General features: G+C 67.8%; 18 protein-coding genes. 10 read left to right on the forward strand and 8 right to left on the reverse strand.

The window, feature by feature from the left end:
- Nucleotides 1-328: 328 nt before the first annotated feature.
- Nucleotides 329-1,312, forward strand: a complete 984-nt coding sequence (locus HGB39_RS16425; RefSeq protein WP_005255013.1) for a heme o synthase — start codon at nucleotides 329-331, stop codon at nucleotides 1,310-1,312.
- Nucleotides 1,313-1,346: 34 nt separating this feature from the next.
- On the opposite strand, the gene HGB39_RS16430 is transcribed toward HGB39_RS16425, so the two are convergent.
- Nucleotides 1,347-2,312, reverse strand: coding sequence for a quinone oxidoreductase family protein (locus HGB39_RS16430; RefSeq protein ID WP_005565774.1), 966 nt, complete (start codon nucleotides 2,310-2,312; stop codon nucleotides 1,347-1,349).
- Between the two features lie 80 nt (nucleotides 2,313-2,392).
- On the opposite strand from HGB39_RS16430, the gene HGB39_RS16435 reads away from it, so the two are divergent.
- Nucleotides 2,393-2,758, forward strand: a complete 366-nt coding sequence (locus HGB39_RS16435) for a hypothetical protein (protein ID WP_005565772.1) — start codon at nucleotides 2,393-2,395, stop codon at nucleotides 2,756-2,758.
- Here the strand turns inward: HGB39_RS16435 and HGB39_RS16440 are convergent.
- The 5 genes from HGB39_RS16440 to mptB form a co-directional block, all read right to left on the reverse strand.
- Nucleotides 2,755-3,717, reverse strand: coding sequence for a COX15/CtaA family protein (locus HGB39_RS16440; RefSeq protein ID WP_005565769.1), 963 nt, complete (start codon nucleotides 3,715-3,717; stop codon nucleotides 2,755-2,757). The genes HGB39_RS16435 and HGB39_RS16440 overlap by 4 nt on opposite strands.
- A 69-nt stretch (nucleotides 3,718-3,786) precedes the next feature.
- On the reverse strand, nucleotides 3,787-5,232 hold the full coding sequence (locus tag HGB39_RS16445) for a hypothetical protein (RefSeq protein WP_005565767.1): 1,446 nt from the start codon (nucleotides 5,230-5,232) through the stop codon (nucleotides 3,787-3,789).
- Entirely contained in the window at nucleotides 5,229-6,029 is an 801-nt protein-coding gene (locus tag HGB39_RS16450) for an ABC transporter permease (protein ID WP_005565765.1), read from the reverse strand. The genes HGB39_RS16445 and HGB39_RS16450 overlap by 4 nt, the downstream gene beginning before the upstream one ends.
- Nucleotides 6,026-6,970 carry an ABC transporter ATP-binding protein gene (locus HGB39_RS16455; RefSeq protein ID WP_037203409.1) on the reverse strand — a complete coding sequence of 315 codons (945 nt, stop codon included), beginning with the start codon at nucleotides 6,968-6,970 and terminating at the stop codon, nucleotides 6,026-6,028. The genes HGB39_RS16450 and HGB39_RS16455 overlap by 4 nt, the downstream gene beginning before the upstream one ends.
- A gap of 6 nt (nucleotides 6,971-6,976) precedes the next feature.
- Nucleotides 6,977-8,761, reverse strand: a complete 1,785-nt coding sequence (gene mptB / locus HGB39_RS16460; protein WP_005565761.1) for a polyprenol phosphomannose-dependent alpha 1,6 mannosyltransferase MptB — start codon at nucleotides 8,759-8,761, stop codon at nucleotides 6,977-6,979.
- A gap of 132 nt (nucleotides 8,762-8,893) precedes the next feature.
- On the opposite strand from mptB, the gene HGB39_RS16465 reads away from it, so the two are divergent.
- From HGB39_RS16465 to HGB39_RS16495, 7 genes are all read left to right on the forward strand, one after another.
- The gene (locus HGB39_RS16465; protein ID WP_269591226.1) at nucleotides 8,894-9,643 is read left to right on the forward strand and encodes a helix-turn-helix transcriptional regulator; all 750 of its coding nucleotides are present in this window, start codon (nucleotides 8,894-8,896) and stop codon (nucleotides 9,641-9,643) included.
- 95 nt (nucleotides 9,644-9,738) lie between these two features.
- Nucleotides 9,739-11,199: a Fe-S cluster assembly protein SufB gene (gene sufB / locus HGB39_RS16470; RefSeq protein ID WP_005565756.1), complete on the forward strand. Its 1,461-nt coding sequence runs from the start codon at nucleotides 9,739-9,741 to the stop codon at nucleotides 11,197-11,199.
- Nucleotides 11,199-12,428 carry a Fe-S cluster assembly protein SufD gene (sufD, locus tag HGB39_RS16475; protein WP_005565754.1) on the forward strand — a complete coding sequence of 410 codons (1,230 nt, stop codon included), beginning with the start codon at nucleotides 11,199-11,201 and terminating at the stop codon, nucleotides 12,426-12,428. The genes sufB and sufD overlap by 1 nt, the downstream gene beginning before the upstream one ends.
- A 45-nt stretch (nucleotides 12,429-12,473) precedes the next feature.
- On the forward strand, nucleotides 12,474-13,283 hold the full coding sequence (sufC, locus tag HGB39_RS16480; protein ID WP_005255023.1) for a Fe-S cluster assembly ATPase SufC: 810 nt from the start codon (nucleotides 12,474-12,476) through the stop codon (nucleotides 13,281-13,283).
- Nucleotides 13,284-13,289: 6 nt separating this feature from the next.
- Nucleotides 13,290-14,549: a cysteine desulfurase gene (locus tag HGB39_RS16485; RefSeq protein ID WP_005565753.1), complete on the forward strand. Its 1,260-nt coding sequence runs from the start codon at nucleotides 13,290-13,292 to the stop codon at nucleotides 14,547-14,549.
- Complete coding sequence (sufU, locus tag HGB39_RS16490) at nucleotides 14,546-15,061, forward strand: Fe-S cluster assembly sulfur transfer protein SufU (protein ID WP_043789308.1); 516 nt, start codon at nucleotides 14,546-14,548, stop codon at nucleotides 15,059-15,061. Before HGB39_RS16485 ends, sufU begins: the two co-directional genes overlap by 4 nt.
- Complete coding sequence (locus HGB39_RS16495; protein ID WP_005565751.1) at nucleotides 15,058-15,477, forward strand: metal-sulfur cluster assembly factor; 420 nt, start codon at nucleotides 15,058-15,060, stop codon at nucleotides 15,475-15,477. The genes sufU and HGB39_RS16495 overlap by 4 nt, the downstream gene beginning before the upstream one ends.
- Before the next feature lie 65 nt (nucleotides 15,478-15,542).
- On the opposite strand, the gene ku is transcribed toward HGB39_RS16495, so the two are convergent.
- Together ku and HGB39_RS16505 are read right to left on the reverse strand one after the other, a co-directional pair.
- Nucleotides 15,543-16,430, reverse strand: a complete 888-nt coding sequence (gene ku, locus HGB39_RS16500; protein ID WP_443706314.1) for a non-homologous end joining protein Ku — start codon at nucleotides 16,428-16,430, stop codon at nucleotides 15,543-15,545.
- A 40-nt stretch (nucleotides 16,431-16,470) separates the two neighbouring features.
- Nucleotides 16,471-17,619 (reverse strand): lycopene cyclase family protein, encoded by a 1,149-nt coding sequence (locus tag HGB39_RS16505; RefSeq protein ID WP_005565748.1) that lies wholly within the window; start codon nucleotides 17,617-17,619, stop codon nucleotides 16,471-16,473.
- A gap of 633 nt (nucleotides 17,620-18,252) precedes the next feature.
- On the opposite strand from HGB39_RS16505, the gene HGB39_RS16510 reads away from it, so the two are divergent.
- Nucleotides 18,253-19,884, forward strand: a complete 1,632-nt coding sequence (locus HGB39_RS16510) for an ABC-F family ATP-binding cassette domain-containing protein (protein ID WP_005565747.1) — start codon at nucleotides 18,253-18,255, stop codon at nucleotides 19,882-19,884.
- Nucleotides 19,885-19,922 lie beyond the last annotated feature (38 nt).

Here is a 19,922-nt window from a genome sequence, read left to right on the forward strand (position 1 = left end):
CCGCGTCCGCGGCGAGCACCCGGATGGTGTCGACGGCCTTGGTGTCCAGTTCGGTCCAGTCGGCGGGGTGAACCGGTTGCGTGAGGACGTGGATGTCGTCTGTGATCGACACGGGCAGAAGTCTCCTGACATGGGTGAACGTGGAGCCTGAGGATGCGTGGGCCTCTTGTGCGACTCCAGCCTAGTGTGCGGTCGTATCCGGGTCGATTCGGTTCGCGCATTACGGCGGTCTACCATCGTTTGTAGTAGAGGGTCGGCCGTCGCGAAGGACTTCGGGAGCAGGCGCCGGCATTCGGATGTGGAATTACGCGTGGTGCGAGGAGAGAACGTGCGGACAGGGCATCAGCCGAGCGGACACGGCTTCGGCAGCCCCAGCCCCGCCCCCCGCGCGACCGACACCGGTACGGTGCTGGGTCGCGTCACGGGCAAGGTCCTGGCCTACATCGCATTGACCAAGCCGCGGGTGATCGAGCTGCTGCTGGTCGCCACCATCCCGGCAATGCTGCTGGCGGATCGCGGCAACGTCGACATCGCGCTGATCCTCAGCACGCTGTTCGGCGGATGGATGGGTGCGGCGAGCGCGAACTCGCTCAACTGCGTCGTCGACGCCGACATCGACAAGGTCATGAAACGCACCGCTCGCAGGCCGCTGGCCCGCGACGCGGTGCCGACGTCGCACGCGTTCGTGTTCGGGATGACTCTCGGTGTCGCGTCGTTCCTGTGGCTGTGGTGGCGGGCGAATTTGCTCGCCGGCTGCCTGGTCGTCCTGACCATCGCGTTCTACGTGCTCGTGTACACGATGGTGCTCAAGCGCCGGACCTGGCAGAACGTGGTTTGGGGCGGCGCCGCGGGCTGCATGCCCGTCATGGTCGGCTGGTCGGCGGTCACCGGGTCGCTGAGCTGGCAGCCCATCGTGCTGTTCCTGGTCATCTTCTTCTGGACGCCGCCGCACACGTGGGCCCTCGCCATGCGCTACAAGGAGGACTACAAGGCGGCCGGTGTCCCGATGCTGCCGGTGATCGCCACCGAGGAGCACGTCACCAAGCAGATCCTGCTGTACAGCTGGGCGATGGTGATCACGTCCCTCGTGCTCGTCCCCGCCGCGGGTGTCGTGTACGCCGTCGTGACGCTCGTCGCCGGTGCCTGGTTCCTGCTGATGGCCCATCAGCTGTACCGCAGCGTCCGCGGCGGAGCGGCCGTGAAACCGCTCCGCCTGTTCCTGCAGTCCAACAACTATCTGGCCATCGTCTTCGTCGGTCTCGCCGTCGACTCCGTGCTGGGACTGCAGACCGTCGGCAGCCTGCTGAGCTGATCCTCCGCGTCAGGGCCGGAGTTGACGCTCCGCGTCAGGGCACCAGCACGATCGATCCCGTCGTGGCACGCGCCTCCAGGTCGCGGTGCGCGTCCTCGGCCCGCTCGAGCGGGTACTCCGCGCCCACCCGGACCGTCAGCGAACCGTCGGCCAGGGCGGAGAACACGTCGCCCGCCCGCCACGTCAATTCCTCACGGTTGCGGATGTGATGCGCGAGTGTGGGCCGGGTGAGGAACAGCGAACCGGCCGGGTTCAGCCGTTGCGGATCGAACGGCGGCACCGGGCCGCTCGCCGCGCCGAACAGCGCGACCGTCCCCCGGATCCGCACCGACGCGAGACTGGCCTCGAACGTGGACGCGCCGACACCGTCGTAGGCGGCTGCGACGCCCTCGCCGTCGGTCAGTTCTCGCACCCGGGCGGCGATGTCGTCGTCGTATCGCAGCACCTCGTGTGCGCCGGCGTCGCGGGACAATTGTTCCTTGGCGTCGGAGGACACGGTGGTGATCACCCGCGCGCCCAGCGTGGTCGCCATCTGGGTCAGCAGCAGGCCGACTCCGCCCGCTCCGGCGTGGACGAGGACGGTGTCGCCGGACTGGATCGGGTAGGTCGAGTGGGCCAGGTAGTGGGCCGTCATTCCCTGCAGCAGAGCGGAAGCGGCCTGCGGGGCGGGCACGGAGTCGGGGACGGCGATCGCGGCCGCCGCGGGGACGACCACCTTCTCGGCGTAACTGCCGGGGGCGGAGCACCAGGCCACCCGGTCGCCGGGAGCGATACCGGTCACGTCGCCGCCGACGGCCTCCACGACTCCGGAGCCCTCGTCTCCGGGGATGTAGGGCAGCGGCCGCGGATACAGCCCCGTCCGGAAGTAGGTGTCGATGAAGTTGATGCCGATCGCCTCGGTGCGAACCAGAAGATCCGTCGCTCCGATCCGGGGTTCGGGAACCTCCGCCGGTTCGAGGACGTCGGGACCACCGAGACGGGAAACCTGTATCGCGCGCATGGATTCAGTTCTACACGGCGAGTGCCGCCGTTCCGAGCCTGGCGGACACGACGCCACTACCGCCCAGTATTCTCGGGGTCATGAGTACCGACACCCACGCGGATCAGGCGCCCGCGAGCCCGGCGCCCTCGCTGCCGTCCCACACGGTCGACGCGATCAAGAAGTTCGTGGCCGAGCACGGCGGTTCCGCCAGCGCCGTCATCCAGCCGATCGGACTCGCCGGCGTCCGCATCACGCTCGTCGGCGCCGACGGCATCCTCGGTGACCAGGTGGTCAAGGATCTCGCCACCGCCAACGCCGTCGTCGCATCCTTCGACGACGTCACCGTCTCGGAGTGGGACCGCGCGATCACCAGCATCGTCACGCCCCGCAAGGGGCACTTCCAGAAGATGGCCGGCTGGGTCGCGCGGCAGACGCGGTTCCCGAAGGCCCGCAACGAGCGCTAGACGCTCGCGGTGTCCGGCTGCGTGACGTACTCGCGGGTGCGTCCCGCAGCCCACACCGCCGCGGTGGCCGCGGTGCACAGCCCGGCCCCCGCAACGTGGAATGCCACCAGGGCCGCGGGAACGTCCGTGAAGAACTGGACGAGTCCGATCAGCGCCTGCGCCACCACCAGCGCGAGCAGAACCTGCACGCGGATCTTCACCGCGCGGGTTGCGTCCACGGCGTACAGGCCGAAGCACAGGCCGACCAGCAACGCCAGGTAGCCCACCAGCAGCTGGGCGTGCAGGTGCACGAGCGTGACGATCTCCACCTCGAGGCGGGGAACCACGCGGTCGAGACTCTTGTCTCCCGCGTGCGGTCCGGCGCCCGTGACCAGCGTTCCGGCGGCGAGCACCCCCGCCAGCGCGACACCCGACAGCGCGGTGAGCCACCGCAGAGGGGCGGGGATCACGTCGATTGCCGGTGCGTCGTCGGGTTCGCAGATCTTCACGTACATCACGGTCGCCAGCCACACCATCGCCATCGACGCGAGCAGGTGTACCGCGACCGTCCACCACAGCAGTCCGGTGAGCACCGTGACACCGCCGATGACGGCCTGCACGACGGTGCCGAGGGGCATCATCCACGCGTAGACGAGGACCTCTTTACGGCGGCGGGCGCGGGTGACCGCGAGGACGATCAGGGCCGCGGCCACGACGACGACGAACGTGAGCAACCGGTTGCCGAATTCGACGGCCTGGTGGATGACGGCGACCTCGCCGTGCCCGACCGGCACGAAGCTGCCGGGGAAGCACTGCGGCCAGGTGGGGCAGCCGAGGCCGGACGCGGTCACCCGCACGACGGCTCCGGTGACGGCGATTCCGCCCTGCGTGAGGATCACCGCGAATGCGATGACACGCTGCACGGTCAGCGACGGAAGGGGGAGACGGTCTACCAGGCTCAGAAACCCGCGATACAGCACGACGTCGATGGTAGAGGGCCGTCAACTACAGCGTGTCGTTGGGCTGGTGGCGGCGCGCTCGACTCCGTGCTACTCGCCGCGAATCCGCAGGATGCCGGTCACCGTACCTTGCCAGAAGTCGCCGGTGTCGGTGACGAGTCCGGACATCTGGAGGGTGTCGTTGACCGCGGTGCCGGGGAGTGGGCTGGTGTGCTCGACCGAGCCGTCCGCCGGATCGATCACCGCGAACGAGAAGCCGTCGAGGGGTGTCGTGACGTCGAATCCCTGACGGATCACGGTGTACAGCAACCCGTCACCGGTCGAGAGGTGGGGCACCGCCGCGCTGCGGACGTCGTTGCTCCACACCTGGTGGCAGCCGATCGGGTCGATGTCGACACGGGTCATGCCGCCGGTGAAGGGGGCGTTCGTCGGAACCGCATCGCCCGCGCCGTCCGGGACGGCGGGATACGGGTAGCCGTACGTCCCGGCGACGTACACCGAATTGGCGATGCCGATCGGCGAGTTCTCGCTGCCGCCCGGGTTGCCGAGCACGGGGAGGGAGCAGATCTCGTCACCGGAATCGGCGCGGAAGACCCGAAGACTCACCTGCGGGTCGGCGTTGTCGACGATCGCGACGAAATCGCTGCCGGTCGACGGCCCGAAGTAGGTGGGGGTGGAGCCGGTGCCGCGGCTGAGTTGCCCGGGTTTACGGTCCGGACCGCGGTCGTATTCCCGCCGCCAGTCCACACGCACCGCGCCGTCGCGGAGCGTGAACTGGTACAGGGCGTGCGTCGTCGCGACCGCGGTGCCGGCGGGCGAGGTGGAGATGCTGTTCTGGACCTGTTCGCCCGCGGCCAGCGGCAGGCTGTGCGCGACGCCGGCGCGATCCACCGCCCCGACGACGCCGCCGCCCGTTGCGAACCAGACGTTGCCCTGCCAGTCCGGCGTCAGCCCGGTCACGTTGTCGCCCGGCGGAACACTGCCGGACAGGTCGACGCGCGAGTCGACGGTGATCCGCCAGCGGCCGTCGGGGTCCCGCGAATGCCCGAGGCGCAGTAGCTGACGGTTGCCGTCCACCGCGACCAGTCTGTTGTCGTTGTCGAGGAACGCGTACACGCCGCCCAGGAGGCTGCCCTTCGCCAGTGCGAACGTGGCGAGCGAGGCGCCGAACGGGGCCGCGGGGGCGGCGGGGTCGATCAGGTGCACCGTCGGGACCTGGCCGGCCACGGACGTGCACAAGGCGACGACGAGCCGGTCGGAACCCTGCAGGAGGGTCGGGCACGCCGACACCAACGGGTACGCGGACAGGGTGAGCGGGCCGGTGCCGGGACCGGGCAGCGGAGTGACGTCGGTGGACCCGGCGTCGCCGTGCATCGTGGACGTGCCTGCGGGTCCGAGGAACGGGTTCGGCGCGGCCGGTGGTCCCCACTGCGGTGCGGCGCCCGCGGGCAGGGTGCCGCAGCCGAGAACGGCGAGCAGGACTGCCAGAACGGTGCCGACGGTGCGGGCGCGGCGGGCTGCGTGTCGGCGGCTCACGTGAATCGGAACGTCCGGGACGCCAGGGCTCCCGCGGCCGCACCCCAGACGACGAGGACCACGACGCTGAGCAGGTCCACCGACCCCGACAGTGCGGCGTCGAGCGCGTGTGCGAGCGCACCGGACGGAATCAGCCGGGCCCCGGTGTGCAGGAGCCAGGGCAGGTCGCCGGTGGCGAACACCACGCTGCCGACGCCGACCATGACGAACCACAGGATGTTGGCCAGCGCGAGGACGATGTCGGCGCGGAGGGTGCCGCCGAGCAGCAGTCCCATCGCCGCGAACGTCACGGTGCCCAGGGCGATGATCACGGCGCCGAGGACGAGTCCCCACGCACTCGGACGCCAGCCGAGCGCCAGTCCTATGGAACCGAGGAGCACCGATTGCAGGGCGACGACGATGACCACCGCGGCGCTCTTCCCGGCGATGATTCCCCACGTCGGCAGGGGAGTGGCGCCGAGCCGTTTGAGGGCCCCGTACCGGCGGTCGAAACCGACCGCGATGGCCTGGCCGGTGAACGCGGTGGACATCACCGCCACCATCATGACGGCGGGCACCACCTTGTCGACCCGCGACGTTCCGAGGTCGCCGATGGGCAGCAGGCACAGGCCGATCAGCAGCGTGATCGGGATGAACATGGTCAGTAGCAGCTGTTCGCCGTTGCGCAGGAGCAGTTTGAGTTCGAGCGCGGTCTGCGCCCGCAACATGACCGCCGCGCCGCTCGGGCGAGGGTCGGGTGCGAACGTGCCCGGGGCGAAACGATTCTCCGTCAGACGGTCATTGGTGCTCATCGTCATCCCCTCAGTTCCCGGCCGGTGAGTTCGAGGAACACGTCCTCGAGGCTGCGCTGGTCGACGCGGATGTCGCTGATCAGGGCGTCCAGATCGGCGCACCACGACGCGACCGACGCCACCACCTTCGGATCGATCGGCCCTTCGACGAGATAGGTGCCCGGTCCGGACTCGGCGACCCGGAAACCGTCGGGGAGGGCTCTCGCGAGGGGCTCGGTGTCCAGACCGGCGGGCGCGCTGAGCCGCAACTGGCCTTCGGCGCCGCGGCTGGTGACCTCCGCCGGCGTACCCGCAGCGACGATCGACCCGTGGTCGATGATGACGAGTCGGTCCGCGAGTTCCTCGGCCTCGTCCATCAGGTGCGTCGTCAGCAGCACACTGACGCCGTCGCGGCGCAGGGCGTCGATCAGTTCCCACACCAGCAGGCGGGCCTGGGCGTCGAGTCCGGCGGTGGGTTCGTCGAGGAAGACCAGTTCCGGCCGGCCGACCAGCGCGCAGGCCAGGGACAGGCGCTGCTGCTGCCCGCCCGACAGCCTGCGGTAGGGGGTGCGACGGGAATCCTCGAGTCCGAGGCTGCGCAGCAACCAGTCGGGGTCGAGGGGGTCGGCCGAATAGGCCGCGACGAGGTCGAGCATCTCACCGGCGCGGGAACCGGGGTAGGCGCCACCGCCCTGCAGCATCACGCCGATCCGGGCCCGGACGGCGCCGGCGTCCGCGACGGGGTCGAGTCCGAGGACGCGGACGGTGCCGCTGTCCGGGCGGACGAAGCCCTCGCACATTTCGACGGTGGTGGTCTTACCCGCGCCGTTGGGGCCGAGCAACGCGACCACCTGTGCCGGTTCGACGGTGAGATCGAGTCCGTCGACGGCCCTCACACCGTCGAAGGTCTTCACCACGCCTTCCAGGCGTACAGCAGGTTGCGCCGATCCGGGCGTTCGCGAGGTCACGGGGAATCAGCGTAAGCCCTGGCCTGGTGTGACCCGGCCGGTGCCCCGGCTTTCCGCGTCGGCGTCGTCCCGGGGCGGATCCTGGGTGTCCGGCACGGTCGGCTGCTGCTCCGAACCGACCCGCCACGGCAGCCGGTTGCGGGTGATCACGATCAGCGTTCCGGCTGTGAAGATGGTGGCGATGGCGGCCTGCACGATGACGAACGGCTGGTACTCGCCGCCGTTCGGCATCAGGATGACGCTGACGATGGACGAGAAGACGATGGCGGGGACGCGGAAGGCGGGTGCTGTGGCCCACGCCGCGAGCGGCAGGACCGCCCACAGCAGATACCAGGGCTGCACCACGGGGAAGAGGAGGACGACCGCGCCGAGGGACAGCCCCAGCGCGCCGACCGCGTGGATGCGGCCGACGAGCGTGGCGACGAGCATCCGCAGTGTGATGAACGCCGCAGCGACGGCCGCGATCGGCCGGGTCAGGCTCAGCACCGCCGTCGTGTGGTCGCCGAGGCCCAGGAGGACCCCGGCCAGTCCGGTGCCCAGTCCGAGGAGCGTGGGGATGGACATCCAGCTGCGGACCGCGTTCGCGGTGCCGAGGGTGTGTACCCAGCCGATGCCGAGTCCGCTGGACGTGCTGATGACGAGGGTGACCGCCAGGGCCACCCCGCCGAGCAGGGCGGCCGCCGTGAGCACGGCCTTCGGGGTTCCGCCCCACCTCCGGGCCAGCGCCATTCCGACGAATCCCAGTGCGAGGAGGGAGGGGATCTTGATCGTCGACGACAGGGCGATGAGCGCCGCCCCCGACAGCAACAGGAGCAGGGACTGCCCGCGGATCGGCTCCGACCGTTCGACGGCCCGCAGCGCCAGCTCGATCCCGGCCAGCATGAGGCCGAGCATGAGCGCCTCGTTGTGAATCCCCGCGACCAGGTGGAACAGCAGCAGGGGGTTGGCGGCGCCCAGCCAGAGGGCGCTGACCTCGGCGACGCCGCAGCGTCGCGCCAGCCGGGGGAGCGCCCACACGATCATGGCCACACCGGCGAGGGCCAGCAGCCGGTGCAGGAAGATCCCCGCGACGATGTTCTCGCCGGTCAGCCAGCTGATACCGCGCCCCATCCAGAGGAACAGCGGACCGTACGGCGCCGGCGTGTCGCGCCAGATCGTCGGCACGGTCCGGGTCAGGACGTGATCGACGCCGAGCGCACCCGCGGGACCGATGGCGTAGGGATCGAGCCCACGGGCCGCGATCTCGCTCTGCGCGAGGTATGAGTACACGTCCTTGCTGAACATCGGCGGCGCGACCGACAGCGGGATGATCCACAGCAGCAGGGTGCGGTCGAGCTGGGAGCGGTTGAGGCGACGCACCGCCCCCGACTGCAGACTGCCGATCGCGAACCGTCCGAGGAGGAGCCACGCGAGCACGATCATCACGGTGCCGGTCATGGTCAGCGTCAACGCCACACTGGGGATCCGGGCGGGCAGACCGATGACGCGAAGACCCTGGACAGGGTTCTGCAGTACCGGCTGGGCGCCTGCGCCCAGCGCACCCACCGCCATCAGGACGGCTCCGGTCGCACCGAACCGGCGGATCCCGCGGAGCTGCGCGGTCTCCTGCTCGTTCAGGCCCGCGGTTTCCGGCTCGTCGCCGTGCAGCGCGGCCGCCACCGAGGGTCGCGGGGAGCGGCCGTCGATGCCCAGCGCCCGCCGGGCGAGCTCGGCCGGATGTCGAAGAGCGGCGCGAGCCGTGAAGGTCGGCTCCGCGCGGGTCGGCTCCGGGTTCTCGGGGGTCTGCGGCACACAGGCAGCGTAGCGGTGCGCCGAACACAGTCGGTTCAGCCAGTATTCCCGGGCCCGAGCCGCACATAATCACAGGTGTAAGGCAGGGCACCCTTAGTAGACCTGCGATCCGAATTCCGTCACACTGGTGTTGTGAAAACGGAAACGACACCACGTGCAACGAAGGAAAGCGCAGTTCACGCGCCTTCCTCGGCGGCGCCTGTCGAAACCGCGTCACCCGTCGCCGTCGGCCACGAAGGCCACACCCGAGCTGCCGTCGTGAAGCTCCTCCTCGAGGAGGGGCCGATCACCGCGTCGGAAATCGGAACCCGCCTCGGTCTGAGTGCCGCCGGTGTCCGTCGTCACCTCGACGCGCTCCTGGACTCCGGCGAGGCGCGCGAGGCGTCCTCCGTCGCCGTGCGTCACCGCGGGCGGGGACGACCCGCCAAATACTTCCAGATCACCGCCAAGGGCCGCGGCCGGCTCGGCCACGCGTACGACGACCTCGCCGGCGCGGCGATGCGTCAACTGCGGGAGGTCGGGGGAGACGCCGCGATCACCGATTTCGCTCGTCGCCGAGTCCAGGCGATCGTCGGAAACGTGACCCCGGCAGGCGATCACAGCGCCGAGGGCCTCGAAACCACCGCCGACGCCATCGCCGACGCGTTCACCACCGCAGGATTCGCGGCATCGACGCGCCCGGTCGGCAACGGCGTCCAGATCTGCCAGCACCACTGCCCGGTCTCGCACGTGGCCGAGGAGTTCCCGGAACTGTGCGAAGCCGAGCAGGAAGCGTTCGCCCAACTTCTCGGCACCCACGTCCAGCGGCTCGCGACCATCGCGAACGGTGACTGCGCATGCACCACTCACGTTCCACTCGTCCCGCCGTCCGGTCCCAAATAACAACGCTTTCCCGATAGACCCCCTAGTCAGCAACCTGTTTTCCACCGGCGACCAGCCCTCGCCGGTCTCGTAACAAGACTCCGGAAGGAGCTCGCATGACCGTCACATCAGACCAGGTGACATCCACTGCGTCGGCCAACGCCGAGCCGCTCACGCAGGAAGAGACCATCGCGTCACTCGGGCATTACGGGTACGGCTGGTCCGATTCCGACGAGGCCGGTGCCAGTGCGCAGCGCGGTCTGTCCGAAGACGTCGTGCGCGACATCTCGGCGAAGAAGAGCGAGCCGGACTGGATGCTCGACATCCGCCTGCGCGCGCTGAAGACCTTCGACAAGAAGCCGATGCCGAACTGGGGTTCGAACCTCGAGGGCATCGACTTCGACAACATCAAGTACTTCGTGCGCTCGAGCGAGAAGCAGGCCGAGAGCTGGGAAGACCTGCCCGAGGACATCAAGAACACGTACGACAAGCTGGGCATCCCCGAGGCCGAGAAGCAGCGCCTCGTCGCCGGTGTCGCGGCTCAGTACGAGTCCGAGGTGGTGTACCACTCGATCCGTGAGGACCTCGAGGCGCAGGGCGTCATCTTCCTCGACACCGATACCGGCCTGAAGCAGCATCCCGAGCTGTTCCGGGAGTACTTCGGCACGGTCATCCCGGCCGGCGACAACAAGTTCTCCGCGCTGAACACCGCGGTGTGGTCGGGTGGCTCCTTCATCTACGTCCCGCCGGGCGTGCACGTCGACATCCCGCTGCAGGCCTACTTCCGCATCAACACGGAGAACATGGGCCAGTTCGAGCGGACTTTGATCATCGTCGACGAGGGCGCCTCGGTGCACTACGTCGAGGGCTGCACGGCGCCGATCTACAAGTCGGACTCCCTGCACTCCGCGGTCGTCGAGATCATCGTGAAGAAGGGCGGCCACTGCCGCTACACGACGATCCAGAACTGGTCGAACAACGTCTACAACCTGGTCACCAAGCGCACCAAGGTCGAAGCCGGCGGATCCATGGAGTGGATCGACGGCAACATCGGGTCCAAGGTCACCATGAAGTACCCGGCCGTCTGGATGATGGGCGAGCACGCTCGCGGCGAGGTTCTCTCCGTGGCATTCGCCGGTGAGGGACAGCACCAGGACACCGGTGCCAAGATGCTGCACCTCGCGCCGCACACGTCGTCGACCATCATCAGCAAGTCGGTGGCCCGTGGCGGTGGACGCGCGTCCTACCGCGGACTCGTCCAGGTCAACAAGGGTGCCCACGGTTCCAAGTCGACGGTCAAGTGCGACGCGCTGCTGGTCGATCAGATCAGCCGCTCGGACACCTACCCGTACGTCGACATCCGCGAGGACGACGTGACCATGGGCCACGAGGCCACCGTCTCGAAGGTGAGCGACGACCAGCTGTTCTACCTGATGAGCCGCGGGCTCACCGAAGACGAGGCCATGGCCACGGTCGTGCGCGGCTTCGTCGAGCCGATCGCCAAGGAACTCCCGATGGAGTACGCCCTGGAACTGAACCGCCTGATCGAACTGCAGATGGAAGGGGCGGTGGGTTAGTGACCACGCCAGAAACTGGTGTCCAGAATCTCGGAGTCGCGGGAGCCGTCGCCGGCGAGAATCCGCGGATAGCGCGGACCGCCACCGGTTCGCCGATCAAGAACAAGGGTGAGGTCTTCACCTCGTTCGACGTCAACGCGTTCGAGATCCCGGGTGGTCGCGACGAGGTCTGGCGGTTCACCCCGCTGCGCCGACTCCGCGGACTGCACGACGGAACGGCCGTCGCGAACGGCACGGTCACCGTCGACGTCGCCGGTCCGGACTCCGTCCAGGTCGAGACCGTCGGGCGTGACGACGACCGGCTGGGCAAGGCCGGCGTGCCCGCCGACCGGGTGGCCGCACAGGCCTACTCGGGTTTCGAGACGGCCACCGTCGTGACCGTCGGCCGTGAGGTCGAGGTCGCCGAGACGATCAACATCACGGTCACCGGCCCGGGCGAGGACAAGGTCGCCTTCGGGCACCTGCAGATCCGGCTCGAAGCCTTCGCCAAGGCGACCGTCGTCATCGACCAGCGCGGCAGCGGCACATTCGCCGAGAACGTCGAATTCGTTCTCGGCGACAGCGCGCGCCTCACCGTGGTCGCCGTCCAGGACTGGGCGGACGACACCGTGCACGTCGCGTCGCATCACGCGCGGCTGGGCCGCGATGCGGTGCTGCGGCACAACGCGGTCAGCCTCGGCGGCGACCTCGTCCGCCTGTCCGCGACCGTCAAGTACGACGGTCCCGGCGGCGACGCCGAACTGCTGGGCCTGTACTTCGCCGACGCCGGACAGCACTTCGAGCAGCGACTGCTGGTGGATCACTCGCAGCCGCACTGCAAGTCCAACGTGGTCTACAAGGGCGCCCTGCAGGGTGATCCGAATTCGGGAAAGCCCGACGCCCACACCGTGTGGATCGGCGACGTGCTGATCCGCGCCGCGGCCGAAGGCACCGACACGTTCGAGCTGAACCGCAACCTCGTCCTCACGGACGGTGCACGCGCGGACTCGGTTCCGAACCTGGAGATCGAGACCGGTGAGATCGTGGGTGCCGGCCACGCCAGTGCCACGGGTCGATTCGACGACGAGCAGTTGTTCTACCTGCGCGCCCGCGGAATCCCCGAGGACGCGGCACGGCGACTCGTCGTGCGCGGGTTCTTCCACGAGATCATCAACAAGATCGCCGTCGCCGAGATTCGCGAGCGCCTCGAGGCGGCTGTCGAGGCCGAACTCGCCGCAGTCGGCGTGTGACCCGCGCCGCCGGACCACTACTTCCCATTTCTTCGAAGGATCACAATGTCTACCCCTGACGCTTCCACCCCCGAAACCTCGGTCCTGGAAATCAAGGACCTGCACGTCGACGTCGCGAACACCGACGAGAACGCCGAACCGATCAACATCCTCAAGGGTGTGAACCTGACGGTTCGTTCCGGCGAGACCCACGCGATCATGGGACCCAACGGGTCCGGCAAGTCGACGCTGTCGTACGCCATCGCGGGTCACCCCAAGTACCAGATCACCTCGGGATCCATCACCCTCAACGGTGAGGACGTCCTCGAGATGAGCGTCGACGAGCGTGCCCGCGCGGGACTGTTCCTGGCGATGCAGTACCCCGTCGAGGTTCCCGGCGTCTCCATGTCCAACTTCCTGCGCACCGCGGCCACCGCAGTCCGTGGCGAGGCCCCGAAGCTTCGCCACTGGGTGAAGGAAGTCAAGGAAGCGCTGACCGAGCTGGACATCGACCCCTCCTTCGGCGAGCGCAGTGTCAACGAAGGTTTCTCCGGCGGTGAGAAGAAGCGCCACGAGATCCTGCAGCTCGGTCTCCTGAAGCCGAAGATCGCGATCCTCGACGAGACCGACTCCGGTCTCGACGTCGACGCCCTGCGCGTCGTCTCCGAGGGCGTGAACAAGTACAAGGAACGCGAGCACGGCGGAATCCTGCTGATCACGCACTACACGCGCATCCTCCGGTACATCAAGCCGGAATACGTCCACGTGTTCGTCGGCGGTCGTGTGGTCGAGTCGGGCGGACCGGAACTGGCCGACGAACTCGAGGCGAACGGCTACGAGCGCTTCACTCAGGCTGCAGCAACGCAAGGAGCATAAACGCAGATGACCACCTCGGTGCGCGTATTCGACGTCACCCGGATCCGGGAGGACTTCCCGATCCTGGCGCGTACGGTCCGCGACGGAAAACCGCTGGTGTACCTCGATTCGGGCGCGACGTCGCAGCGCCCGAACCAGGTGCTCGACGCCGAGAGGGAGTTCCTCACCACCTGTAACGCGGCCGTGCATCGAGGCGCTCACCAGCTTGCCGAAGAGGCCACGGACGCGTACGAGAACGCGCGTGCGACGATCGCCGCGTTCGTCGGTGCCGACAGCGACGAACTCGTGTTCACCAAGAACGCGACCGAGTCCCTGAACCTCGTCACCCACGTCCTCGGCGACGATCGCTTCGAGCGGCACCTCGGCCCCGGTGACGAGATCGTCATCACCGAACTCGAGCATCACGCCAATCTCGTGCCGTGGCAGGAACTCGCGCGCAGCACGGGTGCCACGTTGCGCTGGTACGGCGTCACCGACGAGGGCCGGATCGACCTCGATTCGCTCGAGCTGACCGACGCCGTCAAGGTCGTGGCGTTCACCCACCAGTCCAACGTGACCGGAGCGGTGGCACCCGTCGAGGAGTTGGTGCGTCGCGCCCGCGCGGTCGGCGCGCTGGTGGTGCTCGACGCATGCCAGTCCGTACCGCACATGGCGGTGGACTTCCACGCACTCGGTGTGGACTACGCGGCCTTCTCGGGGCACAAGATGCTCGGCCCGTCCGGCGTGGGTGTCCTGTACGGGCGCCGGGAACTGCTGAACGCGATGCCTCCGTTCATCACGGGTGGATCGATGATCGAGACCGTCACGATGGAACGCACCACCTACGCGCCGCCGCCGCAGCGGTTCGAGGCGGGCGTTCCGATGACATCGCAGGTGGTCGGGCTCGGTGCCGCGGTCCGGTATCTCGAGGAGATCGGGATGGACGCGGTGGCGGCGCACGAGCACACCCTGGTCGAGGCCGCACTGACAGCGCTCGGTGCCATCGACGGCGTGCGCATCATCGGACCGACGACCGCCGAGGACCGCGGCGGTGCCGTGTCGTTCGTGGTCGACGGAATCCACGCCCACGATCTCGGTCAGATCCTCGACGACGAGGGGGTCGCCATCCGCGTCGGCCACCACTGCGCCTGGCCCCTGCACCGTCGTTTCGGTGTCGCGGCCACGGCGAGGGCGTCGTTCGCGCTGTACAACACGGTCGACGAGGTCGACGCTCTCGCGGCAGCGGTGCGGCGCGCACAGGAGTTCTTCGGGGAGGTTCCTGCATGAGAATGGAACAGATGTACCAGGAAGTGATCCTGGACCACTACAAGCATCCTCACGGCCGCGGCCTGCGCGAACCGTTCGGCGCCGAAGTCCACCACGTCAATCCCACGTGCGGTGACGAAGTGACGCTGCGCGTGCAGCTCGCCGACGACGGCACCGTGGTGGATGTGTCGTACGACGGCCAGGGCTGCTCCATCAGCCAGGCGTCGACGTCGGTGCTCACCGATCAGGTGGTGGGGATGCCGGTCGAGAAGGCACTGCAGACGGTTGCCGCATTCAACGAGATGGTGAGCAGCCGCGGTACCGTCGAGGGGGACGAGGACGTCCTCGGGGACGGCATCGCCTTCGTCGGCGTCTCGAAATACCCGGCCCGCGTGAAATGCGCGTTGCTGGGATGGATGGCATTCAAGGACGCGGTTGTTCAGATAGTGGACGACCGGGTCGTGGACGTACGGGATTCGGCCGTTCCGACAGCAGACGGCGAACCAGCTCGAATCGGAGGACAGGCATCATGAGCGAGACGCAGACGCCGGAGGCGGACGCCACGGCCGTACCGGAGCAGGCGCCGGCCGACCAGGGCGGCGAGACCGCTACTGCATCGTCGAGTGCGATTACCGACCCGAAACGCCTCGAGGAACTCGAGGAGGCGATGCGTGACGTCGTCGACCCCGAACTCGGCATCAACGTCGTAGACCTCGGTCTCGTGTACGGGATCACCGAGGAAGAGGACGTCGTGACCCTCGACATGACGCTCACGTCGGCGGCCTGCCCGCTGACCGATGTCATCGAGGACCAGTCGCGGGGTGCGCTCGTGCGCAGCGGTCTGTGCAACGAACTGAAGATCAACTGGGTGTGGCTCCCGCCGTGGGGCCCCGACAAGATCACCGAGGACGGCCGCGAGCAGTTGCGCGCGCTCGGTTTCACGGTCTGACCACCACCACTGGTGACACGGAGGGGCTCGGCGAGAACCATCTCGCCGAGCCCCTCCGTGTCGGTTCAGGCGCGTTTGCGTTCCGAGGTGGACGACTTGGAGGTGGCCTTCTTCGCGGCGGTCTTGGCCGGAGCCTTCTTCGCCGGCTTCTTCTTGGCGGGTGCGGCCTTCTTCCCGGCGGCGTCTACGCTGCGCTGCAGTGCGGCCACGAGATCCACCACTTCGGCGTCCTCGCCGCTCTTCTCGACCTCGGCGACGGGGATGACCTTCTTGCCGCCGGATTCGATCATCTCGTCGAGCAGTTCACGCAACTGCACCTGGTAGTCGTCGGTGAATTCGGTGGGGTCGAAGTCGTCGGCCATACTGTCGACGAGTGTCTCGGCCATCGCGAGTTCCTTCGCCTTCGGCTTGTCGACGCCATCGAGTGAGGAGAATTCCGCGGCCCGTACCTCATCCGGCCACAGCAGCGTCTGGATCACCAGCACCCCGTCCCGTGAACGCATCGCGGCCAGTCGGGTGCGCTGTCGGAGGGTGAAGTGGACGAGGGCTGTTCGGTCGCTGTTCTCGAGGGCTGTCGCGAGTAGGACATAGGCCTTCGGAGAGCTGGAATCCGGTTCGAGGAAGTAACTCTTCTCGAACAGAATGGGGTCGATCTGTTCGGTCGGGACGAACTGCAGAACGGGAATCTCGTGTTTCTCGGCGGCGGGCAGTTTCCCGAAGTCATCGTCCGTCAACACCACGCGCACGCCGTCGTCGGAGTCGTAGGCCTTGTCGATATCGGCGTATTGGACGACGTTGCCGCATTCGGAGCAGACGCGGTTGTATTTGATCCGGCCGCCGTCCTTGGCATGGACCTGGTGAAACCTGATGTCGTGATCCTCGGTTGCCGAATAGACCTTGACCGGCACATTCACGAGTCCGAACGCTATCGAGCCCTTCCATATCGACCGCATGCGTTCCATGATGGTCTCCTTTTCGCGTTCGCGCGACAGTTCATCGAACTTCCCGGCGAAGCGTCGAACGGAGAATCACACTGCGGATATCGGCGGAGGATGCCCGAAACATCCGCCCCATTGCGGACAGGGTTCCGCGCGGATTCGACCGCTCGGAGAGATATGCCGCCTGGAGTTGTGGCGGCAGATCGAAGAAATGCTCGAAGAATTCGGGGACGTGTTCGGAATCCAGATTCAGGAGGACGCGTAGGCCGACCGATCGCAGCGACGCGACGGTGCGGGCCTTCCACGGCCACAGTCGGGCGTTCGAACCGTCACGAAGATCGCGGGCCAGAACATCTGCGCACAGGAGCGACGCCGCGACGCTGTAGCCCGTTCCGGGGTGCATCAATCCGGCGCGGGCTCCGAAACGCACCTGATCCGAGCTGTGGGCACGACCGGCCTCGGGTGGTGGCTCGACGGCGAATCTGACCCTCTCGACGTCCGAATGGGACGGCACGGTGACGCCCCGCTGTCGGAGTCGGTCGTGGAGTCGGGTGGCGAGTTCCGAGATCGGGAGTGGGGGGCGACCGACCAGGCAGGTCTCTTCGAGCAGGAACCGGTCCTGCGCGAGCGGGACCCCGTAGAGGAACGACGGAGTGTCCGAGGGGGATGTGCCGTTGTCGCGGCGCCAGTCCATGAACACCGCGGCCTCGCCGGCGAGCGCATGTGCGGCCGTGTCGGGGTCCACCACGACGCCGTATGCCGTCTGCTGGGCGAGGTCGGGGCTGTCGCCGGTGCCGCGGGCATCGACGACGACGTGCGCCTTCAGCGTCGAGCCGTCGTCCAGTTGGACGGAAGTGGGGGAGAGGTCTACGGCTCTACCTGCGAGAACGGTTCCGCATTCGCTGCCGAGTATTGATTGCAGTGACGATGTATTCAAAACACAATATGTGCGGTCGATGGTGTGGCGACGTGTCGTCCAGGCTGTCGGGCGACGAGTTCTCGTCACGACGGCGTCCCGAGGGAGCCAGTCGGGGAGCTCGTCTTCCCAGGCCGCGTACGTCGCGGTCCACGATCTGCGGGGGAGCGGGTCGACCGAGACGACTGTCGAACCGAGAGCCGTGGCCCGGTGGGCGAGGGCGCGGCCGGCAGGCCCGAGGCCGACGATCGCGACGTCCCAGATCGCTGGACGGGGGGGAATTGTCACATCGCCAGCCTGTCACGGCGGCCGAGTGCTCATCTGGAACGAGACCCAGTTCCAGACTCGGACCCGGACGGAACTGTGAGGTTTACCGAATCTGTCGAGGTACGGTCCTGGCTGTCCCGGGGTAGTGGTGACTCCACCATCACTGGTCCCGATCTCGATTACCCACCACGGCAGTCCCGGACCAAGGGGAGCGGGGCGCCGCGGCCGGCTCGGCCGGCTGCGGGGGAGCGTGCGCGCCGAACGGGGCGCAGTTGCGTGGGGTGGGGGAACCCGATGCGCCTGCGATGCCGCGAAGGGTGTCGGCTGGGCTTCCAAGTCCACCAGGTTGTCAGCAAGGTACTGAGTCGGGCAGTGACGGAACACCATAGTTTCCCGAATAATCACCGTGGCGATCAGTCGTCCATCCGACGGGCTCGCCACAATTGCGCATCTCACCACCACGCAACTCACCTTCCATCAAGCACCTGCACAGGGGCCGGAGAGCTTCCTGCGGGTCGGATACGGCGGCGAACGTTAGCGGGATCACCGGCAGGCGTGTTCCGAGTCGCCGACGGTCGGGTAAAATTGCTGGTTCGTGTGTTCTTTGCGCAGTTTTTCTCATTCAACGCGAGCGTCATTTTCCTAGGAGTCTTGTTGATCACCGCTACCGACCTGGAAGTTCGAGCTGGAGTGCGGACGTTGCTGTCCGCGCCCGGACCGGCTTTGCGGGTACAGCCCGGCGACCGCATCGGGCTGGTCGGCCGTAACGGTGCCGGCAAGACGACGACCCTCCGCATCCTCGCGGGGGAGGGGGAGGCGTACGCCGGTGCCGTGGTGCGCACCGGCGATCTCGGGTACCTCCCGCAGGACCCGAAGGAAGGCGACCTCGACGTCCTCGCGAAGGACCGAGTGTTGTCCGCGCGCGGACTCGACTCGCTGCTGCGGGACATGGAGAAGCAGCAGATCCTGATGTCGGAAGTCGTCGACGACGCCGAGCGCGACAAGGCCGTGCGCAAGTACGGCAATCTCGAGGACCGCTTCTCCGCACTCGGCGGGTACGAGGCCGAGAGCGAAGCGGCGCGCATCTGCAACAGCCTCGGACTGGCAGACCGCATCCTCGGTCAGCAGCTGCACACCCTGTCGGGTGGTCAGCGTCGCCGTGTCGAACTGGCGCGCATCCTCTTCGCGGCGTCGGACGGTAGCGGCGGACGGTCGGACACGACCCTTCTGCTCGACGAGCCGACCAACCACCTCGACGCCGACTCGATCACCTGGCTGCGGGGATTCCTGCAGAACCACGAGGGTGGTCTGATCGTGATCAGCCACGACGTCGATCTGCTCAACGACGTCGTGAACCGGGTGTGGTTCCTCGACGCCGTGCGCGGCGAGGCCGACGTGTACAACATGAGCTGGAAGAAGTACCTCGACGCCCGCGCGACCGACGAGCAGCGTCGCCGCCGTGAGCGCGCCAATGCGGAGAAGAAGGCCGGAGCTCTGCGCACGCAGGCCGCGAAGCTCGGCGCGAAGGCCACCAAGGCGGTGGCGGCACAGAACATGGCGAAGCGCGCCGACAAGCTGATGTCGGACCTGGACGCGGAACGAGTGTCCGACAAGGTGGCCCGGATCCGGTTCCCCGAGCCTGCCGCGTGTGGCAAGACTCCGCTGATGGCGGAGAACCTGACCAAGGTTTACGGTTCGCTCGAGATCTTCACCGGAGTGGATCTGGCGATCGACCGTGGGTCACGGGTCGTGGTGCTCGGTCTCAACGGTGCCGGTAAGACGACGCTGCTGCGCATTCTCGGCGGTGTCGAGACGCCGGACGCAGGCGGGCTCGTCCCCGGTCACGGGCTGAAGATCGGCTATTTCGCGCAGGAGCACGACACCCTCGACGACAACGCGTCGGTGTGGGAGAACATTCGTCACGCGGCGCCGGACACGGGGGAGCAGGAGCTGCGTTCGCTGCTCGGTGCGTTCATGTTCACCGGCCCGCAGCTCGAGCAGCCCGCAGGCACGTTGTCCGGTGGTGAGAAGACGCGCCTCGCGCTGGCGGGTCTCGTGTCGTCAGCGGCGAACGTCCTGCTGCTCGACGAGCCGACGAACAACCTCGATCCCGTCTCCCGCGAGCAGGTGCTCGATGCGCTCCGCAGCTACACCGGTGCCGTGGTGCTGGTGACGCACGACCCGGGCGCGGCCGAGGCCCTCGACCCGGAACGGGTCATTCTCCTGCCCGACGGCACGGAGGACCACTGGTCGCAGGACTACCTGGAACTGATCCAGCTCGCCTGAGTACTGCGCGTAGATATCGCCGTCACGGGGCTCTACCG

The sequence above is a fragment of the Rhodococcus opacus genome (assembly GCF_012396235.1).
In the GTDB taxonomy this organism is placed as follows: Bacteria; Actinomycetota; Actinomycetes; order Mycobacteriales; family Mycobacteriaceae; genus Rhodococcus_F; species Rhodococcus_F opacus.